16 protein-coding genes are annotated in these 18,147 nt (G+C 69.9%); 11 read left to right on the plus strand and 5 right to left on the minus strand.

Annotation, left to right across the window (positions count from 1 at the left end; all coding sequences use genetic code 11):
• Positions 1-34 precede the first annotated feature (34 nt).
• Positions 35-1,456, minus strand: coding sequence for an SLC13 family permease (locus ACQPYD_RS12385; RefSeq protein WP_433701120.1), 1,422 nt, complete (start codon positions 1,454-1,456; stop codon positions 35-37).
• A 326-nt stretch (positions 1,457-1,782) separates the two neighbouring features.
• On the opposite strand from ACQPYD_RS12385, the gene ACQPYD_RS12390 reads away from it, so the two are divergent.
• From ACQPYD_RS12390 to ACQPYD_RS12400, 3 genes are all read left to right on the plus strand, one after another.
• Positions 1,783-2,949, plus strand: a complete 1,167-nt coding sequence (locus ACQPYD_RS12390; RefSeq protein WP_433701121.1) for a pyridoxal-phosphate-dependent aminotransferase family protein — start codon at positions 1,783-1,785, stop codon at positions 2,947-2,949.
• A gap of 64 nt (positions 2,950-3,013) precedes the next feature.
• Positions 3,014-5,983 (plus strand): FAD-binding and (Fe-S)-binding domain-containing protein, encoded by a 2,970-nt coding sequence (locus ACQPYD_RS12395; RefSeq protein WP_433701122.1) that lies wholly within the window; start codon positions 3,014-3,016, stop codon positions 5,981-5,983.
• A 59-nt stretch (positions 5,984-6,042) separates the two neighbouring features.
• Entirely contained in the window at positions 6,043-6,825 is a 783-nt protein-coding gene (locus ACQPYD_RS12400) for a GntR family transcriptional regulator (protein ID WP_433701123.1), read from the plus strand.
• Positions 6,826-6,943: 118 nt separating this feature from the next.
• Here the strand turns inward: ACQPYD_RS12400 and ACQPYD_RS12405 are convergent, their stop codons facing one another.
• Positions 6,944-7,375 (minus strand): VOC family protein, encoded by a 432-nt coding sequence (locus tag ACQPYD_RS12405; protein WP_330161965.1) that lies wholly within the window; start codon positions 7,373-7,375, stop codon positions 6,944-6,946.
• 93 nt (positions 7,376-7,468) lie between these two features.
• On the opposite strand from ACQPYD_RS12405, the gene ACQPYD_RS12410 reads away from it, so the two are divergent.
• The 7 genes from ACQPYD_RS12410 to ACQPYD_RS12440 all read left to right on the plus strand — a co-directional run bounded on the left by ACQPYD_RS12410 (position 7,469) and on the right by ACQPYD_RS12440 (position 15,168).
• On the plus strand, positions 7,469-8,167 hold the full coding sequence (locus ACQPYD_RS12410) for a GntR family transcriptional regulator (RefSeq protein WP_433701124.1): 699 nt from the start codon (positions 7,469-7,471) through the stop codon (positions 8,165-8,167).
• 99 nt (positions 8,168-8,266) lie between these two features.
• Positions 8,267-8,848 (plus strand): sugar O-acetyltransferase, encoded by a 582-nt coding sequence (locus ACQPYD_RS12415; RefSeq protein WP_433701125.1) that lies wholly within the window; start codon positions 8,267-8,269, stop codon positions 8,846-8,848.
• 197 nt (positions 8,849-9,045) lie between these two features.
• Positions 9,046-9,423: a VOC family protein gene (locus tag ACQPYD_RS12420; RefSeq protein WP_433701126.1), complete on the plus strand. Its 378-nt coding sequence runs from the start codon at positions 9,046-9,048 to the stop codon at positions 9,421-9,423.
• A gap of 708 nt (positions 9,424-10,131) precedes the next feature.
• Complete coding sequence (locus tag ACQPYD_RS12425) at positions 10,132-10,464, plus strand: hypothetical protein (protein WP_352984638.1); 333 nt, start codon at positions 10,132-10,134, stop codon at positions 10,462-10,464.
• 44 nt (positions 10,465-10,508) lie between these two features.
• Positions 10,509-13,052 carry a hypothetical protein gene (locus ACQPYD_RS12430; protein WP_433701127.1) on the plus strand — a complete coding sequence of 848 codons (2,544 nt, stop codon included), beginning with the start codon at positions 10,509-10,511 and terminating at the stop codon, positions 13,050-13,052.
• A gap of 221 nt (positions 13,053-13,273) precedes the next feature.
• Positions 13,274-14,326 (plus strand): PQQ-binding-like beta-propeller repeat protein, encoded by a 1,053-nt coding sequence (locus ACQPYD_RS12435; protein ID WP_433701128.1) that lies wholly within the window; start codon positions 13,274-13,276, stop codon positions 14,324-14,326.
• A gap of 545 nt (positions 14,327-14,871) precedes the next feature.
• Positions 14,872-15,168 (plus strand): VOC family protein, encoded by a 297-nt coding sequence (locus ACQPYD_RS12440; protein ID WP_433701129.1) that lies wholly within the window; start codon positions 14,872-14,874, stop codon positions 15,166-15,168.
• A gap of 39 nt (positions 15,169-15,207) precedes the next feature.
• Here the strand turns inward: ACQPYD_RS12440 and ACQPYD_RS12445 are convergent, their stop codons facing one another.
• Together ACQPYD_RS12445 and ACQPYD_RS12450 are read right to left on the minus strand one after the other, a co-directional pair.
• Positions 15,208-15,405 (minus strand): ferredoxin, encoded by a 198-nt coding sequence (locus ACQPYD_RS12445; RefSeq protein WP_433701130.1) that lies wholly within the window; start codon positions 15,403-15,405, stop codon positions 15,208-15,210.
• Positions 15,406-15,455: 50 nt separating this feature from the next.
• Positions 15,456-16,661, minus strand: coding sequence for a cytochrome P450 (locus tag ACQPYD_RS12450; protein ID WP_433701131.1), 1,206 nt, complete (start codon positions 16,659-16,661; stop codon positions 15,456-15,458).
• 137 nt (positions 16,662-16,798) lie between these two features.
• Between ACQPYD_RS12450 and ACQPYD_RS12455 the strand changes: the two genes are divergently transcribed.
• Positions 16,799-17,434 carry a TetR/AcrR family transcriptional regulator gene (locus ACQPYD_RS12455; protein ID WP_433701132.1) on the plus strand — a complete coding sequence of 212 codons (636 nt, stop codon included), beginning with the start codon at positions 16,799-16,801 and terminating at the stop codon, positions 17,432-17,434.
• Between the two features lie 60 nt (positions 17,435-17,494).
• On the opposite strand, the gene ACQPYD_RS12460 is transcribed toward ACQPYD_RS12455, so the two are convergent.
• Entirely contained in the window at positions 17,495-18,103 is a 609-nt protein-coding gene (locus tag ACQPYD_RS12460; RefSeq protein ID WP_433701133.1) for a TetR family transcriptional regulator, read from the minus strand.
• Positions 18,104-18,147 lie beyond the last annotated feature (44 nt).

Raw genomic sequence — 18,147 nt, forward strand, 5'->3', positions numbered from 1 at the left:
GGGCACGAGGCCCCGCCGCCCCGGCGCGTGGCGGCTACAGCCAGCCGGGGAGGACGAGGATCCCCCAGGTCAGCAGCGGGGCCACCACGATCATGCTCATGCCCCACACCATGAGCCGGCGGAAGACGAGGTCGCGCTGGTCCGGCGTGGCGTTGGCCACGACGAGCGCCCCGCTGGTGGAGAAGGGCGAGGAGTCGACCACCGAGGAGGAGATCGCCAGTGCGGTGATCATCCCGATCGCGCCGACCTCCCCGACCAGCAGGAAGGGCACGGCCAGCGGGATCACCGCCCCGAGGATGCCGGTGGTGGAGGCGAACGCGGAGACCGCGCCGCCCACCACGCAGATCACCAGGGCCGCCAGGAGCGGGATGCCGATGGAGGCCACGCTGCCGCCGAGGAAGTCGATCGTCCCCATGCGCTCCATGAGGCTGACGTAGGTGACGATCCCGCAGATCAGCAGCACGGTGGGCCACGCGACCTGGTTGACGACCCCCTTGGCGCCGCCGGGGGAGACGATGCTCAGCACCACGCCCACGCTGATCGCGGTGAGGCCCACGTCGAGGCCGAAGGCGAGCGCGCCCACGCCCAGGGCGGCGATGCCGAGCAGGGTCAGGACGCGGTCCCTGGTGAGGACGATCCGCTCCTCCTCCACGGCCGCGGCGGCCCCGACGCCGTCGGTCCCGGCCGAGCCCTCCGGCCTGGTCGCGGTGGCGGTCGGCCCGCCCGTCCGCCGACCGGGGGCGGCGGACGGGGCCGTGCCGCCGCCGACGGGTCCGGGGAGCGCTTCGCGGGGACCGCCGCCCTCCTCGGGGGCGGGCGGGGGCGGCGCGGACTCCTCGCCCTCCCGGCGGCCCAGCAGGGAGCGGCCGCCGAACAGGAAGAAGACGGCCACGCTGAGCAGCACGTTGAAGGCGAACGTCGCGGCGAAGAGCAGCAGCGGGGAGCCCTCCAGGCCGTTGCGCGCCACGACGCCGTTGGTGATGGTGCCGTAGATGCTCATGGGGGAGAAGCCCCCCGCGCTGGCGCCGTTGATGATCAGCAGGCCCATGAGCACGGGGTTGATCCTGAAGCGCAGGGCGAAGCCCAGGCCGACCGGGGCGACGATCGCGACGGCGGCGGGGACGACCGCGCCCGCGGCGGTCAGCACCGCGGTGACGCCGAACATCACCCACGGGATGAGGGCGACGCGTCCGCCGACGCCGCGGACGGCGACCTGGATCAGCCAGTCGACGGTGCCGTTGTTCCTGGCCAGGGCGAACAGGTAGGTGACGCCCACCAGGACGACGAACAGGTCGCCGGGGAACCCGCCGAACACGTCGTCGGTGCTCTCGCCCGCCACCGCGAGGGCGACGACGAAGGCGGCGAAGAGGGCGAGGGCCCCCATGTGGACGGAGGTGAGGGTCGCGATGAGGAAGACGAGGACGAGGACGACGATCGAGATGACTTCTGCGGGCACGTGGCCTCCTGTGAAGGCTCGGCGGCGGAGAGTCGGACGGGGGCCGTGGGGGCCGGGATGCGCCGTGGGTTCGCGGGCCTGGGTGTCGGTGGGGGGCGACTGACGCACCGCTGTATTCCACTATTTCGTATTGTGGAATATAGATTCTGTCTTGCAGAAGTATCTCCGTTGAATCTGCCGACGTCAACCATTGCCTGAGATGTGAGTCACAGTAAAGTGGGGATCCGGCGGCGACAAGGGGGTTGTGGCGATCGGGTTGGGGCTTCTAGGATCCGTTTAGTGGAATCAATATTCCACTATGCGGATATTGTTTCGAGAGGATCACCATGGATGACGCCACCGGCCGCCACTTCCTCCAGATTCCCGGCCCCAGCAACGTTCCCGACGAGGTCCTGCGTGCGATGTCCGCGCCGACCGTCGACCACCGCGGCCCCGGCTTCAGCGACCTGATGAGCGGGCTCCTGCGCGACCTGCCCCCGGTGTTCGGCACGACCGGACCCGTGATCGTCTACCCCTCCTCGGGAACCGGGGCCTGGGAGGCCGCCCTGGTCAACACCCTCTCCCCGGGCGACCGCGTGCTCTGCTCCGAGACCGGCCACTTCTCCACGCTGTGGAGCGAGATGGCCGACAGGCTCGGCCTGGACGCGGAGGTCCTCCCGGGCGACTGGCGGCGCGGCGCCGACCCCGACCGCATCGCCGAGATCCTGGCCGCCGACACCGGACACCGGATCAAGGCCGTGTGCGTGGTTCACAACGAGACCTCCACCGGCGTGGTCAGCCGCATCCCCGACGTGCGCCGCGCCATCGACGCCGCCGGCCACCCCGCGCTGCTCCTCGTCGACACCATCTCCTCCCTCGGCTCGGTGGACTACCGGCACGACGAGTGGGGCGTCGACGTCACCGTGTCCTGCTCGCAGAAGGGGCTCATGCTGCCGCCCGGACTCGCCTTCAACGCCGTCGGCCCCAAGGCGCTGGAGGCGTCGCGCACCGCGCGCACGGCCAGGTCCTACTGGGACTGGGCGCCGATGCTGGAGGCCAACGCGCGCGGGTTCACCCCCTACACCCCGGCCACCAACCTCCTCTACGGCCTGCGCGAGGCGCTGCGCATCCTGAACGCCGAGGGGCTGTCCGCCGTCTTCGCCCGCCACGACCGCTACGGCCGGGCGGTCCGCGCCGCGGTCCGGGCCTGGGGACTGGAGGTGCTCTGCGCGGACGAGCGCGAGTACTCGGGCGTCCTCACCGGGGTGCTCGTGCCCGAGGGGCACGACGCCGACCACGTCAGGAAGGTGATCCTCGACCGCTACGACATGTCCCTGGGCGCCGGGCTGGGCCGCCTGGCCGGGCGGGTCTTCCGCATCGGGCACCTGGGCCACACCAACGACCTCACCATCGCCGGCGCGCTCGCCGGGGTGCAGATGGGCCTGGGCCACGCCGGGATCACGCCCGCCGGCGACGGACTGGCGGCGGCGCTGAAGCTGCTGGACGAGCACTGAGACGGACCGGACGACCGACCCGAGGGGCCCCGGACCGGGGCGGACGCGAGCGATGGAGGCGGCGATGACCAGCACGACGCAGAAGAGCGGCACGAGCGGAGCGGGCGGGGGAGGAGCGGCGCCCGCCGGGCTCGCCGCGGAGGCCCGGGAGCTGCTCCGCCGCGAGGGGGTGACGGACACCCGCTTCGACGACTACTCGCGCCACCTGTTCTCCCGGGACGCGAGCATGTACGCGATCACGCCGCTCGGCGTCGTCTTCCCGCGCGACGCAGACGAGGTCGCGGCGGTCGCCTCGGTCGCGGGCGGCCTCGGCGTGACGCTGACCCCCCGCGGCGCCGGCACCAGCCTGGCCGGGCAGACCGTGGGGGCGGGCCTGGTCGTCGACATGTCGCGGCACATGCGCTCCATCCTCTCCCTGGACCCCGAGGCCCGTGTGGCCCGCGTCCAGCCCGGCGTGGTCCAGGACGAGCTCAACGCGGCGGCGGCCCCCCACGGCCTGATGTTCGGCCCCGACACCTCCACCAGCAACCGCGCCACCGTCGGCGGGATGATCGGCAACAACTCCGCGGGCAGCGGCTCCCTGCGCTACGGCATGACCATCGACCACGTGCGCGCCCTGGACGTGGTCCTGGCCGACGCCGCGCGCACCACGCTGCGTCCCTACTCCGGGGCCGAGCGCGCCGACCTCGCCGCCCGCCACGGCCTGGAGGGCGACATCCACCGGGGCCTGGCCCGCATCCTGCGCGAGAACGCCGAGGCCGTCGCCACCGGGTACCCGGACTTCTGGCGGCGGGCGTGCGGCTACCGGCTGGACCGGCTCGCGCAGGACCCCGCCTTCGACCTGGCCAAGTTCGTCGTCGGCTCCGAGGGCACCCTCGTGCTGGCCACCGGGGCCGAGGTCGACCTCGTCCCCAAGCCCGCGCGGACCGTCATCGCCGTCGGCCACTTCACCAGCGTCCCGGCCGCGATCGCGGCCACCCAGGACGCCCTGGCGCACGACCCCGCCGCCGTGGAGCTGATGGACCGCACCATCCTCGACCTGTCCCGGCAGCGCATCGAGTACGCCTCCCTCGGCGACATCCTCCAGGGCGACCCCGACGCCCTGCTGTTCGTCTCCTTCACCGGCGACGACGAGGCCGAGCTCGTCGACCGGCTGCACCGGCTCACCCGCACCTGGAAGACCTCCGGGCACGGCTACCACACCCTGGAGGCGGTGACCCCGCAGCAGCAGGCCGCCCTGCTCAAGGTGCGCAAGTCCAGCCTCGGCCTGCTCATGGCGGCGGGCAGCGGCACCCGGCGCCCCCTCGCGTTCGTGGAGGACACCGCCGTCGACCCCGTCCACCTGGTGGAGTACACCACCCGCTTCAAGGAGATCCTCGACCGGCACGGCATGGAGGCCGGGTTCTACGGCCACTGCTCGGTGGGCTGCCTGCACATCCGCCCGTTCGTCGACCTGGCGGTGCCGGGGGAGGCCGAGCGGATGCGCGCGGTCGCCGAGGAGGTCAAGGACCTGGTCACCGAGTACGGAGGGGTGAACTCCAGCGAGCACGGCGACGGGCTGGCCCGCAGCGAGTTCAACCGCCAGATCTTCGGACCCGAGCTGTACGCGGCCATGCAGGACGTCAAGCGGGTCTTCGACCCCGCCGGACTGCTCAACCCCGGCAAGATCGTCGACGCGCCCCCCATGACCGACCACCTGCGCGACCCGGCCCTGCCCGAGGCCGCCCCGGTGCGGACGCGGCTCGCCTTCGAGGTCGTGGGCGGCATGCGCGGGGCCGCCGACCGGTGCATGAACATCGGCCTGTGCCGCAAGAGCACCACGGGGGCGATGTGCCCCTCCTACATCGCCACCCGCGACGAGGAGCACGCCACCCGCGGCCGGGCCAACGCCCTGGTCAAGGCGCTGTCCGAGCCCGACCCCACGGCGGCCCTGGGAGACGAGCGCCTCCACGAGGTCCTCGACCTGTGCCTCATGTGCAAGGCGTGCAAGAGCGAGTGCCCCCTGGGCGTGGACATGGCCAAGCTCAAGAGCGAGACCCAGTCGCACTACCACGACGTCCACGGCGTCCCGCTGCGCACGCGGATCTTCGGGGCGGTGCGCACCCTGTACCGGCTGGGATCGGCCACCGCGCCGCTGAGCGGGCTGCCCAACCGGTGGCCGGTGCTGCGGCGCCTGATGGAGAGGGCCACCGGGATCACCGCGCGGCGCCCCCTGCCGAGCTTCGAGCGCCAGAACCTGGTGCGCTGGTTCCGCCGCAGGGGTGCGCCCGCGGGGGAGGCGCCCCTGGGCGAGCTGACCTTCCTCGCGGACTCCTTCTCGACCTTCACCGAGCCGGGGATCGGCCGGGCCGCCATCGGCCTCCTCGAACGGGCGGGATGGCGGGTCCGCCTGGAGAGCCGGGGGTGCTGCGGGCGGTCCAGCCTGTCCAAGGGGCTCGTCGACGACGCCAAGGCCAAGGTCGGCGGGCTGGTCGGGCTCCTCAGCGAGGGCGCCGCCGCCGGCACGCCGATCGTCGGCTGCGAGCCCTCCTGCGTGCTCACCCTCAAGGACGAGGCCGCGTCGATGCTGCCGGGCGACCCCCGCGTCGCCGACGTCGCCGGGCGGGTGCGCCAGGTCGAGGAGCTGCTGACCGAGGCCCTGGACGCGGGACGGCTGACCCTGTCCGCGGACTCCTGGCCCGCGGGGCGGCGGATCCTCTTCCACGGCCACTGCCACCAGAAGGCCGAGGTGGGCACGGGCGCGACCATGGCGCTCCTGCGCCGCATCCCCGGCGCGGAGGTCGTCGAGCTCGACGCGGGGTGCTGCGGGATGGCCGGGTCGTTCGGGTTCGAGGCCGAGCACTACGAGATGTCCATGAAGGTCGGCTCGGACCGGCTCTTCCCCGCCATCGAGGCCGAGGAGGAGGACACGGTGGTCGCCGCGACCGGGGTCTCGTGCCGCCAGCAGATCGGGCACGGGACCGAGCGCCGCGCCTGGCACCCGGTGGAGCTGGTCGCGGCCGCACTGGAGCCGGGGCGGCCCGCGCGACGGTGACAGTATGGAACGGCGGGGCCCCGGCCGGGGCCCCGCACGGCGAGGACGAGGGAGGGACCATGGACCGGTCCGAGGCGGCCGGCACCGGGGCCGGGGCGCGGGGCGACCAGCGGATCGTCAAGCCGCCGAGCATGGTGGAGCTGGCGGCGCGCTCGATCCGGCGGATGATCCTGGCCGGGGAGCTGCTGCCCGGGGAGCGGGTGGTGGAGAACCGGCTCACGCAGCAGCTCAACATCAGCAGGCCGCCCCTGCGCGAGGCGCTGCGCCGACTGGAGCACGAGGGGCTGGTGCGCCAGTCCCCGCACCGGGGGGCGGTCGTCACCCCGCTCACGCTGCACGACGTCTACGAGATCATGACCCTGCGCCACCAGCTGGAGAACATGGCCATCGACCTGGGCATCCCCGTGGTCGAGCCCCGGCGGCTGGAGCGGTGCTGGGAGGCGCTGCGCCGCATGGAGGCCGCCGCCGACGCCCGGGACGAGGCCGAGCTGTCGGAGCAGAAGTTCGAGTTCCACACCGCGGTCGTCGGCCTGTCGGGGCACCGGCGGCTGGAGGAGACCTACCGGTCGCTCCAGCTCCAGATGAAGCTGTGCATGGTGCTCAACCGGCACGCCCGGGCGCACCGCAACGAGACGGCCACCGCGAACGTGCTGCGCCACCGCCGCCTGCTGAGGGTCATCGAGGAGGGCGACCCCGAGGCCGTGCGCGCCGAGATGGCCAGGCACGGCGACCAGACCTTCCTCGACGACCTGCCCGGGGACCTGGACGCCGGCAGCGAGCAGGCCGTGCGCTGGCTCCGGGGTGTGCAGGCGGAGGGCGCGGGGACGGGCACCGCGGTCTGACCCGGGGCCCGAAGCCGCCCCCGCCCGCCGACCCGCGGCCGGAACGGGCTCCGCCCGGTGGCCGGGGGCCGGCCCCGCCCGCAGGACCGCGGGCGGGCCTGGGCCCCGGGCCGTCCGCTCAGACGGCGAAGACCTGCGAGTCGTCGGCGAACGCCTTGAACTCCAGGGCGTTGCCGGCGGGGTCGAGCAGGAACATCGTCCACTGCTCGCCGGGCTGCCCCTCGAAGCGCACGTAGGGCTCGATGACGAACTCCGTCCCCGCCTCGCGCAGCCGTCCGGCGAGTTCGTGGAACGCGTCGACGGGCAGGATCAGCCCGAAGTGCGGTACCGGCACGTCGTGGCCGTCGACAGGGTTGTGCACGCGCTCGGACCGGGCGGGCGCCAGGTGCGTGACGAACTGGTGGCCGTGCAGGTTCCAGTCCACCCAGGTGTCGGAGCTGCGCCCCTGTTCCAGGCCGAGTACCTTGCCGTAGAAGCGGCGCGCGGCCGCGAGGTCGTCCACCGGCACGGCCAGGTGGAACCGCGGGATCGGGGAGTCGAGGACGGTCATGTGTGCGGTCCGCCTTCCTTGAGGAGCGCTCCCGGCGTGCCGCCGAGAAGCGATGTCGCAATGTTAACATTGCGACAAAAGAAGGAGGCAGGAGTGGCGGACGAACGGGGCACGGTGGCGCCCGCACGCCGCAGGGGGCTGGCCGAGGAGGTCGCCGACCGCGTCCGGGAGGCCGTCTTCAGCGGGGTCTACGCGCCGGGCGCCCCGCTGCGCGAGGTGGAGCTCTCCCGGGTGCTGGAGGTCAGCCGCGGCCCGGTGCGCGAGGCCCTGCTCCGGCTGGAGCGCGAGGGCCTGGTCCGCAGCGCCTGGCACCGCGGGGCCACGGTCACCACCCTGTCCCCGCGTGACGTGGCCGAACTCGACAGCCTCCGGGGCGCGCTGGAGGAGCTGGCCGTCCGGGAGGTGGTCGCCCGCGCCTCCGACGAGGAGCTCGACGCCGTCGCCGGGCTCGCGGAGCGGATGGAGCGGGCCGGGGACGAGCACGCGCTCGTGCGCTGCGACATCGCCTTCCACGACGCCGTCTACGACGCCTCCGGCCACGGGCGGCTGGTGGACGCCTGGCGGGCGATCCGGTCCCAGGTCCACCTGTTCCTGCTGACCAGGGTCCGCGTCAGCACGGAGGACTACCTCGCGCACGTCCCGGGGGAGCACCGCGAACTCGCCGGGGCCCTGCGCGCCCGCGACGCCGTGGCCGCACTCGCCCTCTTCGCCGCCCACCGGCGCCGCGCCTTCGACGTGCTGTCGGCGCCGGACGCGGCCGGCCCCGCGGAGGGGGCGGGGGACGAGGTCTGACGCAGGCGTCGGCGCGGTCCGCCTCCGGGCACGGAGAGGGGAGCCCGCCGACGGATCACGGACATCCCGCTCCGGACGGGGTTGCGCCACAATCGCCGCATGACGACCGACGACCGCTTCATGCCGATCCACGACCCGGAGCTCCTGGCCAGGGGCGAGCGCGTCCTGGGGCCCGAGTTCAGGGCGATGAGCGAGAGGGTGCTGCGGGCCATGGAGCTGACCTCCCGCCTCAACGTCCTCCCCTTCGACGACGAGGCCGGAAGGGCCGCGCTGCTCGAGCAGATCCTGGGCCGGCCCCTGCCCGCGGGGGTGACGGTCCACCCGCCCTTCTACACCGACCACGGCCTGTGCCTGGAGCTGGCGGAGCGGGTCTTCGTCAACCAGGGCTGCACGTTCCTCGACTACGCCGGAATCCGGCTGGGCGAGGGGGTGATGGTGGGCCCGAAGGCCACGTTCATCACCGTGGGCCACCCGGTGGACCCCGGCGAGCGGCACCGGTTCCTCAGCGGCGCCCCCATCGATGTGGCCGAGAACGTGTGGATCGGCGCCGGGGCCACGATCCTGCCCGGCGTCAGCATCGGCCGCGACGCCGTCGTCGCGGCCGGGACGACCGTGGCCGACGACGTGCCGGCGGCGAGCCTGGTGGCCGGGCCCAAGGGCACCGTGCGCCGGCGCTGGTAGATCCGCCGCTCCGCGCATGCGGCGTCGAGATGGCGGCGATCGACGTTGCCCACCGGCGCGCCTCCGCGCACGCGGCGCGCCCGGTCCGGAACCCCCTGGCCCACGCGGGCCCCGCCGGGTACCGTCGCACGGGTGACCGGCCGTGCGGGCCCGCGCGGCCGTCCGGGCAGTCTCCGAGCTGAGAGCAGGTTCCGACCATGGCATGCCGTATCACCGGCCTCGTGCTCAAGTCCCGGGACCCCGAGGCGCTGGCGCGGTTCTGGTGCGAGGTCCTGGACTTCGTCGTGCACGCCCAGGCGGACGAGGGCGTCGGGATCGGCCCGCGCGAGGGGGCCGACGGCCCGCAGGCCGAGCTGGTCCTCCTGCGCAGCGACGAGCCGAGGAACGGGAGGCTCCCGCTCCACATCGACGTCAACGCCACCGACCGCGACCAGGACGCCGAGCTCGAGCGCCTCCTGGCCGCGGGCGCCGAGCGCGTCGACATCGGCCAGACCGGGCAGGAGCCCTGGTACGTGCTCGCCGATCCGGAGGGCAACGAGTTCTGCCTGCTCAGGCCCCGCGTCGACCCAGTCTGACGGTTCCCGCCGGCGGCTGACCCACCTAAAGTCGGATGATGCGCCCTTCGGATGCCCGGAGCTCTTCCACAGCTGACAGAACTGGCCTTCGATCGTCTGGCTGATACTCGTAAAGTTCGAGCGGGGACGACTGAGCACCCTGGTCTGAGATTTCGCAAACACAGTTCTACCGAACTCGGCCCTATCAGAGCCTCCGTCCCACTCGGCACGAGAAGACACTGTTGCTGCCGGCAGTGGCCGTGTAACGGCTTGGCCGGGGGCGAAGCAGGGCTGAACCTGTCTCGGGATAGTGGAGCGCGCAGTCGTACCCCTCGGAGTCGGGCGAACGGTCGGACCCGGTGCCCGGCACGCACCTGAGGACTCAGTGCCAGTGATGCTGTGTTCCTGGGTGCGGGAGAACGTCCCCGTTGTCAGGACCTCCCGGTCTCCGCGTAGGCATGAAGCTGGCCCATGGCACCTCCCGTGGTGCTCTGAGTGTCAGGCATATGCTGTGCGTGACCGTTGGGTCAACCCCTCTCGCGTGTCCGGGAGGGGCTCTGGTGTGTCCGGATGTGGCCTCCCCGTAGGGGCCTTCCACGGCCTGGGACGGCTCAACCTTTGCGCTCGAATGGCTATAGTGTCGCTTACTTCCCGTAGTTGTGGCATTGCTGTTGTGTGTCGCACGGCACCCCTTTAATGGCCATCCCCGACCCGAGAGAGACTTTCGACATGTCAAGTGAGACCGGTGGAAATCCGATCGAGGGCTACGAGGGCGCTCAGTTGGCTGAAGCCTTGGCGGAGTCGATGGCGGGACTGGCTGACATGTTCGACCTGATCATGGAGGACGCGGAGACTGTCGCCCAGCGGGATGAGGTCTCCTCGGCTCTGCGGGCGTACAAGGATGAATACGGCCCGGCCATCGTCGAGGTACAGGAGCACGGCCTGCAGCTCGCCGAGAACATTCAGGCGGGCGCCTCCGAGATCTCGCGCAACGATCAGGAGTCCGCCGGAGACTACAAGACACCCTGGGATCTCGGCGTGGACCTCCAAGTCAACTTCTGACCCCCAGCCCTGCTCAGACTTCCCCTGTCCACCATTATTCCCCGATGGCAGAGCACACCTTGGCAAACTTCGACATCTCCTTCCTGGCCCGAACTACGTCTGCGAACGCTACGGCTATCCGAGCCCGTGCGGAAGACCTGGATACTCTTCAGGCTCGGCTCCTGGGCAGGGCTGACGATCTCGACGCAGACTTCAACGACACGGCTACCCAATTCACTGATCTCCTGGCTTGGAACATTAGAGACCAGTCCGCTGAGGAACTGCAGCTATGGCGGAACGCCGGAACCTCGATCGTCTACGCGTCCTCCATGATCGAGATGTGGGCGCAGCACGTGGAGAGTTTCAAGGAGGAGCGCTCCGCGCAGATGACCGAGTGGTGGGAGTTCCTCAGGGCGAAGCGGGGCGAGGTCCCTGACAAATACCAGGGGCAGACCATCACCGCGGTATATCCCGAGAGGGAGGGGCTCGGTCTGCTCGGTGACGCCAACAAGTGTCGTTCAATCTACGAGGAGGTCGCGTCGAAGGCGGAGGACCTGGAGGGGCGCGAACGCACCAATTACCAAAAGTTCGAGGACCACGCCGACGAGATCGCCGAAAAACTGCGCCAGGGGCCCACGAAGGAGAACGTTCAAGCGCTCATTGACGCCGGGGTCAACTCTTGGGCCTTCTACAACATCGACCCGAACCACTACACCATGCTGGTCGATGGCCGCGAATTGACTGAAGAGAACGCCGAGGAGTGGGCCGAGGAACTGGGGGCCTACTGGTCCGGTGGCAAGCCGTTGGATGACCGCTATCACGAGCTCATGCTCATGATGAGCATGATCACCGCTAATGCGACACAGGCGCAACAGGGTGGTACAGGATACCGCGAAGAGGAGATGGACTTCCTTCGTGCCTTCTACGAGAGGTTGGAGGAGGAGAACCCCAACGGCAACGGTGTGCTCGGTCTCCCCGCGGAGATGGAGGGGGATCATCTGACGGCCGAGGAGCGCGAGCACGCACTGGGAGTGCTCGGAGATGGAATCCTCGCTCTGTCCGACAACCGCCTCGGCGGAGGTTACTACGACCTGCCGGCGAGCGTACGCGAAGCCGCTGAGGGGCCAGCCCTTCAGTCCCCGAACTCCACGGATCTCTACATGATCCATGAGTGGGCGGATGACGCGGGTGCGTTGGCCGACCTTCTTCGTCACACCAATCCCGACCTGGAGGGAGGCTATGGATTCTCGAGTACTCTCACGCTCTCCATGGGTCTCTATGCAGGCGGATCAGAAGGAAACTTCGACGTCTGGCTGAGTCAGGAGGACGCGGGAACCCTCCTCGACAATTCCACGCGAAACAACGACGCGAATCACGCCATCATTACTGGCGATTTTGTTCATCCGAACTTCAAGGATGAGAACGGGGATTTCATACCGAGCACCCCGCATGAATCCGCAGAGGAGATGCTCGATCACGCCTTGACTTCCTTGTTTACCTTTGATTGGGATGATGGTGGTGAGTCGGTGCGCGGTCTGACCGACTGGATCGCAGAGGACGCAGCCGCTCCTGAGGATCGTATACCCCCGGACGAGAGTTCCGAGGTTCGTTCGGAACTCACGCCTGAGGAGCAGAGATCCGCCGAAGCTCTCGCAGCCCTGGTGGAAAGGATGGAAGACGAGGAGTTCAGAGAATCCATGTTCTCCACGGGGCACGAGGTCACAGGAGACGACGACGTCACATGGCGCAACGTCGCCGCCGGTCACCTCAATCCTGAAGTCGCTGATTCCTGGTCCGATATCTTCGTCTCCTACATGGACGTTTTCGCCAACACGGAGGGCCTCGGTGAAACGAACGACGAAACGGATTACGGAACGCGCTGGGACGACGAACAGAACCGCTTGTACCTGAGTCCGGACGGGCGCCGACACTTCGTAGAACTCATTATGGGTGATGCTGAAGCTGCACAGAGCACCTACAGCGAGGTCGTTCTCCATGGGGCGGAGACCATGGGAGGATTCTCCCTGGGTGATGGAAACAGAGACCATAGCGGGGCCAACTCCTATGGTTCTCTGCTCGGTTTGGTCGACGTTGCGTTGGAGAACGAGAGTGCGCGGCGGGCGATAGATAATACTGAAGCAGTCAACCATGCGAACAAAATACGCAATGGGGTAGTAGACACCATCGGCGGTTTGGCTGGTGACAGGAATGCCTCCGGCGTCGTTGTCGAAGTGGCGAAGTTCCTGGCCAAGGAAGCTCTTGAGATATCAGACAATCCGCCTTCGGGAAACACGATCGAGACGGCGGGTGACTGGATGCCTGCGGAGGACATGCAACATCTCGCCATCAGCGCACTGGCGGCCAATGATCCCGAAGTCATGGACGCCTTGGCGGGTCTCCACCCCGGTGTAGTCATGGGTGACGGCGAGGACCGCTACATTCCCCTCGATCCCTATGAGTGGGAAATCAACGAGGAGAGCCTCGACTCCGTACGGGCCAACTTGTACGACTATGTCGATGAGCGGCCATGGGTGGATGGTGAAGGCAGTACGAAGAGTGCAGTCGACAACTTCTTGGGGACTCTGGGTATGGCCTGGGGGAAGTGGTGAGGAGCAGATTCGGTATGGGTGCGACGGGACGATTCCACCTGCTGTCGGCGACCTGCGTCGCATTGCTGCTGCCCTTGGCTGGTTGTGGCCTGTCCTCCGGTGATACTCAGTCCATCAACGATGATCCCCGGGATCTCGCCTACCCGGAGCGTGTTGAACGAGTTGGTTGGGAATGGGAGGTGCCAGAAGGGTCTCGCCTCGTCGATACAGTTCCAGTTCCCGTGGGTATCGTGGTACTCCTGGACGACGGATTCGTCGCTCTGGCGGGAGACACCGGTGAGGAGTTGTGGCAGTACCGGGTGGGAGACAACGCCCGTGCGGCGTATGCCTCACATGCAGGCGACTATTTGGCTGTCGAGGCAGAGGGCTCCGAGGCTGGCCCAAGCTTGGTCGAATTGGATCCGTCCACGGGGGAAGTCCTCCAGGAATTCGCGATCGAGGAGAGCTCCAGCGGTGACAGCGGTATCGATGCAGGAGCCTTCAGCCGGAACGTGGCCCACGGCGTGAGGATCGCCCGCGACCCCTTCGATGATCCCGCCCTGAGAGCGGTTGCGCTCGACACCGGTGAGAACCTGTGGGTCCAGCAAGAGCCGCCCGAGTGCACGACCATCGAGGCTACGAGTAGTGACACCACCGTGGGTATGGTCATGGGCGACATCGTTCTGGAGGGTTACTCCTGTGCAGGGGGCGGTGACGGAGCCGGCCTCCTCGGCCGCGACCTGACCTCGGGTGAGGAGTTGTGGCGGTTCGAAGAGGGCTTCGGAAGCTCCGAACCTGAATTGAACGCCCCCGAACGCCGTTACGATCCCCTCACCGATCAATACCTGGCGGTCAGGACGCAGAGCGGTGCTACTCGCGTGTTCGACGTTGCAACCGGGGAGGTCTTCGGAGAGTGGGACGGCGCGGTCATCGGAGTCCTTGAGGACGAGTCAGTCGTGATCCAATTCGGAGAGGACTCCGAATATCGGAGGACAGATCAGTCTGGGACGGTTCTGGAAGCGATCTCCATGCCTAGAGGAACAAGCCAGACAGAGTATCCGGTGGCCCTGGAAGGTGGTGTCGTCGTCCATGGCTCCGACACTCGTGATTCGGAAGCGCGGGTGTGGTTCCACGAGTGGGGAAGCGATGCCGAGCCTACGGACATCGATGTCAGCGATGCCGGGCTGGAAGCCAACGAGGCGGTTCTGTCCGCCACGGCAGCCCCCGGTGCAGTGGTTATCAGCTACTCAGAGGACGGCACGGAAGGACGCGAAGTTCTTCTGGGTCTGACCTGAGCCAGGAGTGGTACCGACTTTCGAGCGCGCCATCGGACTGTCAGGCATAAGTGGCCCAAAAGACCATGAGGTGCACCGATATGAAAGGCAAGTGCGAGGGCATCGGGAGGGCCGCTGACCGCGGTGTGGAACCAGTGGTGAGTGCAGCGAAGCATGACCTTGGCAGCGCCTCCTCAGTTCCGAAGGTGGAGGAGCGGACACAGGCCCATTTCCCGCCCGAGGTGTGGTGGAAGCACTCCACCATGCTTGCGATCGAGGTGACGTCGGTGTGCGCTCACTGCCGAAAGGCGACTGCGGTCTCCTTCTCCTCCCTCCCCCGGGTCGGTGCAGGCGGCCCGGGTGGGGGCGTCCGGGGTGGGGTGCAGGAAAATGCTGCCGAGTTGGGCTTCCTGGCGCTTGTTGCAGTCCTCTCTTGGGGCAGCGCGCTTGCGCCGGCTCTGGGAACGCTGCTGGTGCGGTGTCCGCCGCTGTCAGGGATACGGCCGAATTTCTTGACGTCCGCGTGCGCCGGTTTCGTTCGGCCGGGTGCGTTGCCGCGGAGACGAGTGGCCACCACTCGCGCTTTCCGGACCCCATGTGCGGGTTGCAGACCGAAATCCTGGCCTTCTGTACCATCCACACCGGCCTGCTCCCGCGCCTGGACACCGAGGAACGGGAGGCTGCCGCTCCACATCGACGTCAACGCCACCGACCGCGACCAGGACGCCGAGCTCGAGCGCCTCCTGGCCGCGGGCGCCGAGCGCGTCGACATCGGCCAGACCGGACAGGAGCCCTGGTACGTGCTCGCCGATCCGGAGGGCAACGAGTTTTGCCTGCTCAGGCCCCGCGTCGACCCGGTCTGACGATTCCCGCCGGCGGCGGGAACCGCGCCGGGGCGGCCCTCATGCCTCCTCGACGCGGATCGCCGCGCCCGGGCAGAGGGCCGCGGACTCGCGGACGTCCCCGTGCAGGGCCTCGGGCGGGGCCGCGTCCAGCAGGACCACGGTCCCGTCGTCCTCGCGCTGGTCGAAGACCTCCGGCGCCAGCAGCACGCACTGGCCCGAACCGCAGCAGCGGTCCTCCTCCACGCCGACCCTCATACTCGTGTCCTTCCTCCTCCGCGGGCGGCCGTGGCGGGGCCGCGCCCGCGCTACCAGGTGACGGGGAACTCGTGGATGCCGTAGACGACGGCGTCGTCCTTGAAGGGGAGCTCGTCGGCGGGCACCGCGGGTTCGAGCCCGGGCATCCGGCGCAGCAGCGTGTCGATGACGATCCGGAGCTCCATGCGGGCCAGGTTCTGCCCGAGGCACTGGTGGGCGCCGTAGCCGAACGCCAGGTGGTGGCGTGCCCCGCGGGCCGCGTCGAAGGCGTCGGGGTCCGGGAACGCCCTTGGGTCGCGGTTGGCGGTGTGGGAGAGGACCAGGACGCCCTCCCCGGCCCGGATGCGCTGTCCGCCCAGCTCCACGTCCTCCGCGGCGACGCGGCCCACCGCCTGCTCGGCGATGGTGAAGTACCGCAGGAGCTCCTCGACGGCGTGCGGCGTCCCGCCCGGGTCCCGCCGGAGCGCCTCCCGGGCCTCGGGGGCGCGGGACAGCTGCAGCACGCTCAGCGAGATCATGTTGGCCGTGGTCTCGTGTCCCGCGCTGAGCAGGAGGAAGGCCAGGCCGGTCAGGGCGCGGCGGTCGACGGAGCCCCTCTCCTCCCGTCGGCGCAGGATCTGCCGGCTCAGCAGGTCGTCGCCGGGCCGGGCCTCCTTGGCCCGGAGCAGGTCCTCCAGGTAGACCGCCAGGTCGACCAGGGCCCTCCTCTGCTCCTCGGGCGGGGCGGTGTGGCTCACGATCGAGGCCGACCTGCTCTGGAAGAACTCGTGGTCGTCGTAGGGCACCCCGAGGAGTTCGCAGATCACGAGGGAGGGGACCGGCAGGGACAGGGCGCGGACCAGGTCCGTCGGGCGGGGCCCGGCCAGCATGGCGTCCACGTGCTCGTCCACGATCTCCTGGATGCGCGGCCCGAGGGCGTTCATCCGCTTGACCGTGAACTCGCCCAGGACCGCGCGGCGGGCCGGGCCGTGCTCGGGCGGGTCCATGCCGACCAGCATCCTCGGCAGGACGGAGGCGGACTCCTTGCGCTTCTCCTCCAGCATGGGGAAGCCGGGCCGGCTCCGGTCCGAGCTGAAGCGCGGGTCCGCCAGCAGCGCGCGGACGTCCTCGTGGCGGGTCACGGCCCACGCCTGCGTGCCGGTGGGCAGGGTGACCCTGCTGACGGGTTGCTCCTCGCGGAGCCGGACGTGCTCCTGCCGGGGGGCGTACGGGCAGGTGCGGGCGGTGGGAAGGGCGGACGGCTGTTCTGCGGCCACGACTCGGCTCCCTCGGTGCCGTGCTTATGCGGACGAATTCCTTCCGCTTACGTGAGTGACCGTACCAAGGCGGAGAGTGATCGTCCACCGGTTCGCGTGATGGACAATGGGGCGTCGGAGTCGAGGGGAGTGGCGCGATGGCGGAGCAGCAGGCACTGAGGGCCGACGCGAGGCGCAACCGCGACCTGATCGTCGCCGCGGCCAAGGCGGTGTTCGCCGAGCGCGGCGCCGACGTGCCGATGGAGGAGGTCGCCCGCCGGGCCGGCGTGGGGGTGGGGACCCTCTACCGGCGCTTCCCCGACCGCGACGCGCTGGTCCGCGAGGCCGCCAGGGACAGCTTCGGGGTCCTGCTCGCCCGGGCCAGGGAGGCCGGGGCCGAGGGCGGCCGCGGGTGGGAGTCCTTCCTCGTGGGCCTCAAGGACATGCCAGAGCTGTGGTTCACGCTGCGCCTGACGGTCTTCTCTCCCCACACCTGGCCCCTCGTCCGCGACGACGCGCCCGCCCGGGCCGCGGCCAGGGAGCTCAGGCTCGTGATCGACGGCCTGGTCAGGGACGCGCAGGAGGAGGGGGCGCTCCGCCCCGACGTGGGCACCGGGGACGTGCTGATGCTCGTGGCGCTCGTGGTCACCGGCATGGGCACCACCGCCGGGGCGCTGGGGCCGCAGGTGTACGAGCGCGTCCTCGCCCTGGCGCTGGACGGGCTGAGGCCCGGCTCGGCGGCGCCCCTGCCCGGCCGCCCGCTCACCCCCGAGGACCTCGACCCGCGCGTCTGAGGCCCGCGCGGAAGGCGCCGGACGTTCGAAGCGCCGCGGACCCGGGCGCCCCCGGCGGCCTCACCCCCGGACGGCGGAGACGGCCTCGTCCCACAGCTGTTCGAGGGGGACGGCTCCGTCGAGGCGGAGCCAGGTCTCACTGGCCACGTCGAGGCAGGCCAGGGCGGTGGCCACGATCGCGGCGGCGCGGTGCTCGGCCGCCGTCCCGTCCGGGTCGTCCGCGCCGCGCAGGCGACGGGCGAGCTCGGGGACGAGGAGTTCCTTCCAGGCGAGCTGCTTCTCCATGTGGCGGGCGCGCAGGGAGGGGGTCCGGTGCAGCATGTGCCCAATCCGGAGCTCGCGGTCGGTGTCGACCGGCTGCACGGTGCGCAGGCTCAGCAGGGAGGACCGGACCGCCTCCCAGGGCTCCTCCTCGGGCGGGCGCTCCACGAGCGCGTCACGGACCCGGCGGCCCCGGTCGACGAGGTCGCCGAGGACCACGTCCTCCTTGGTCCCGAAGTAGCGGAAGAAGGAGCGGCGGGAGATCCCCGCGGCCTCCGCGATCTGGTCGATGGTCGTGTCCTCGAAACCGCGTTCGAGGAAGAGGCGCATCCCGGCCTCGGCGATCTCCCGGTGTACCGCTCGGCGGGTGCGTTCCCTCAGGCCCGGCACCGGTTCTTCACTGCGCACCCCCGCACTCTACACAGTGCGTCATCAAGCGACAAAGTTGACAC

It is taken from the genome of Nocardiopsis sp. CA-288880 (genome assembly GCF_050955985.1).
GTDB lineage: Bacteria > Actinomycetota > Actinomycetes > Streptosporangiales > Streptosporangiaceae > Nocardiopsis > Nocardiopsis tropica.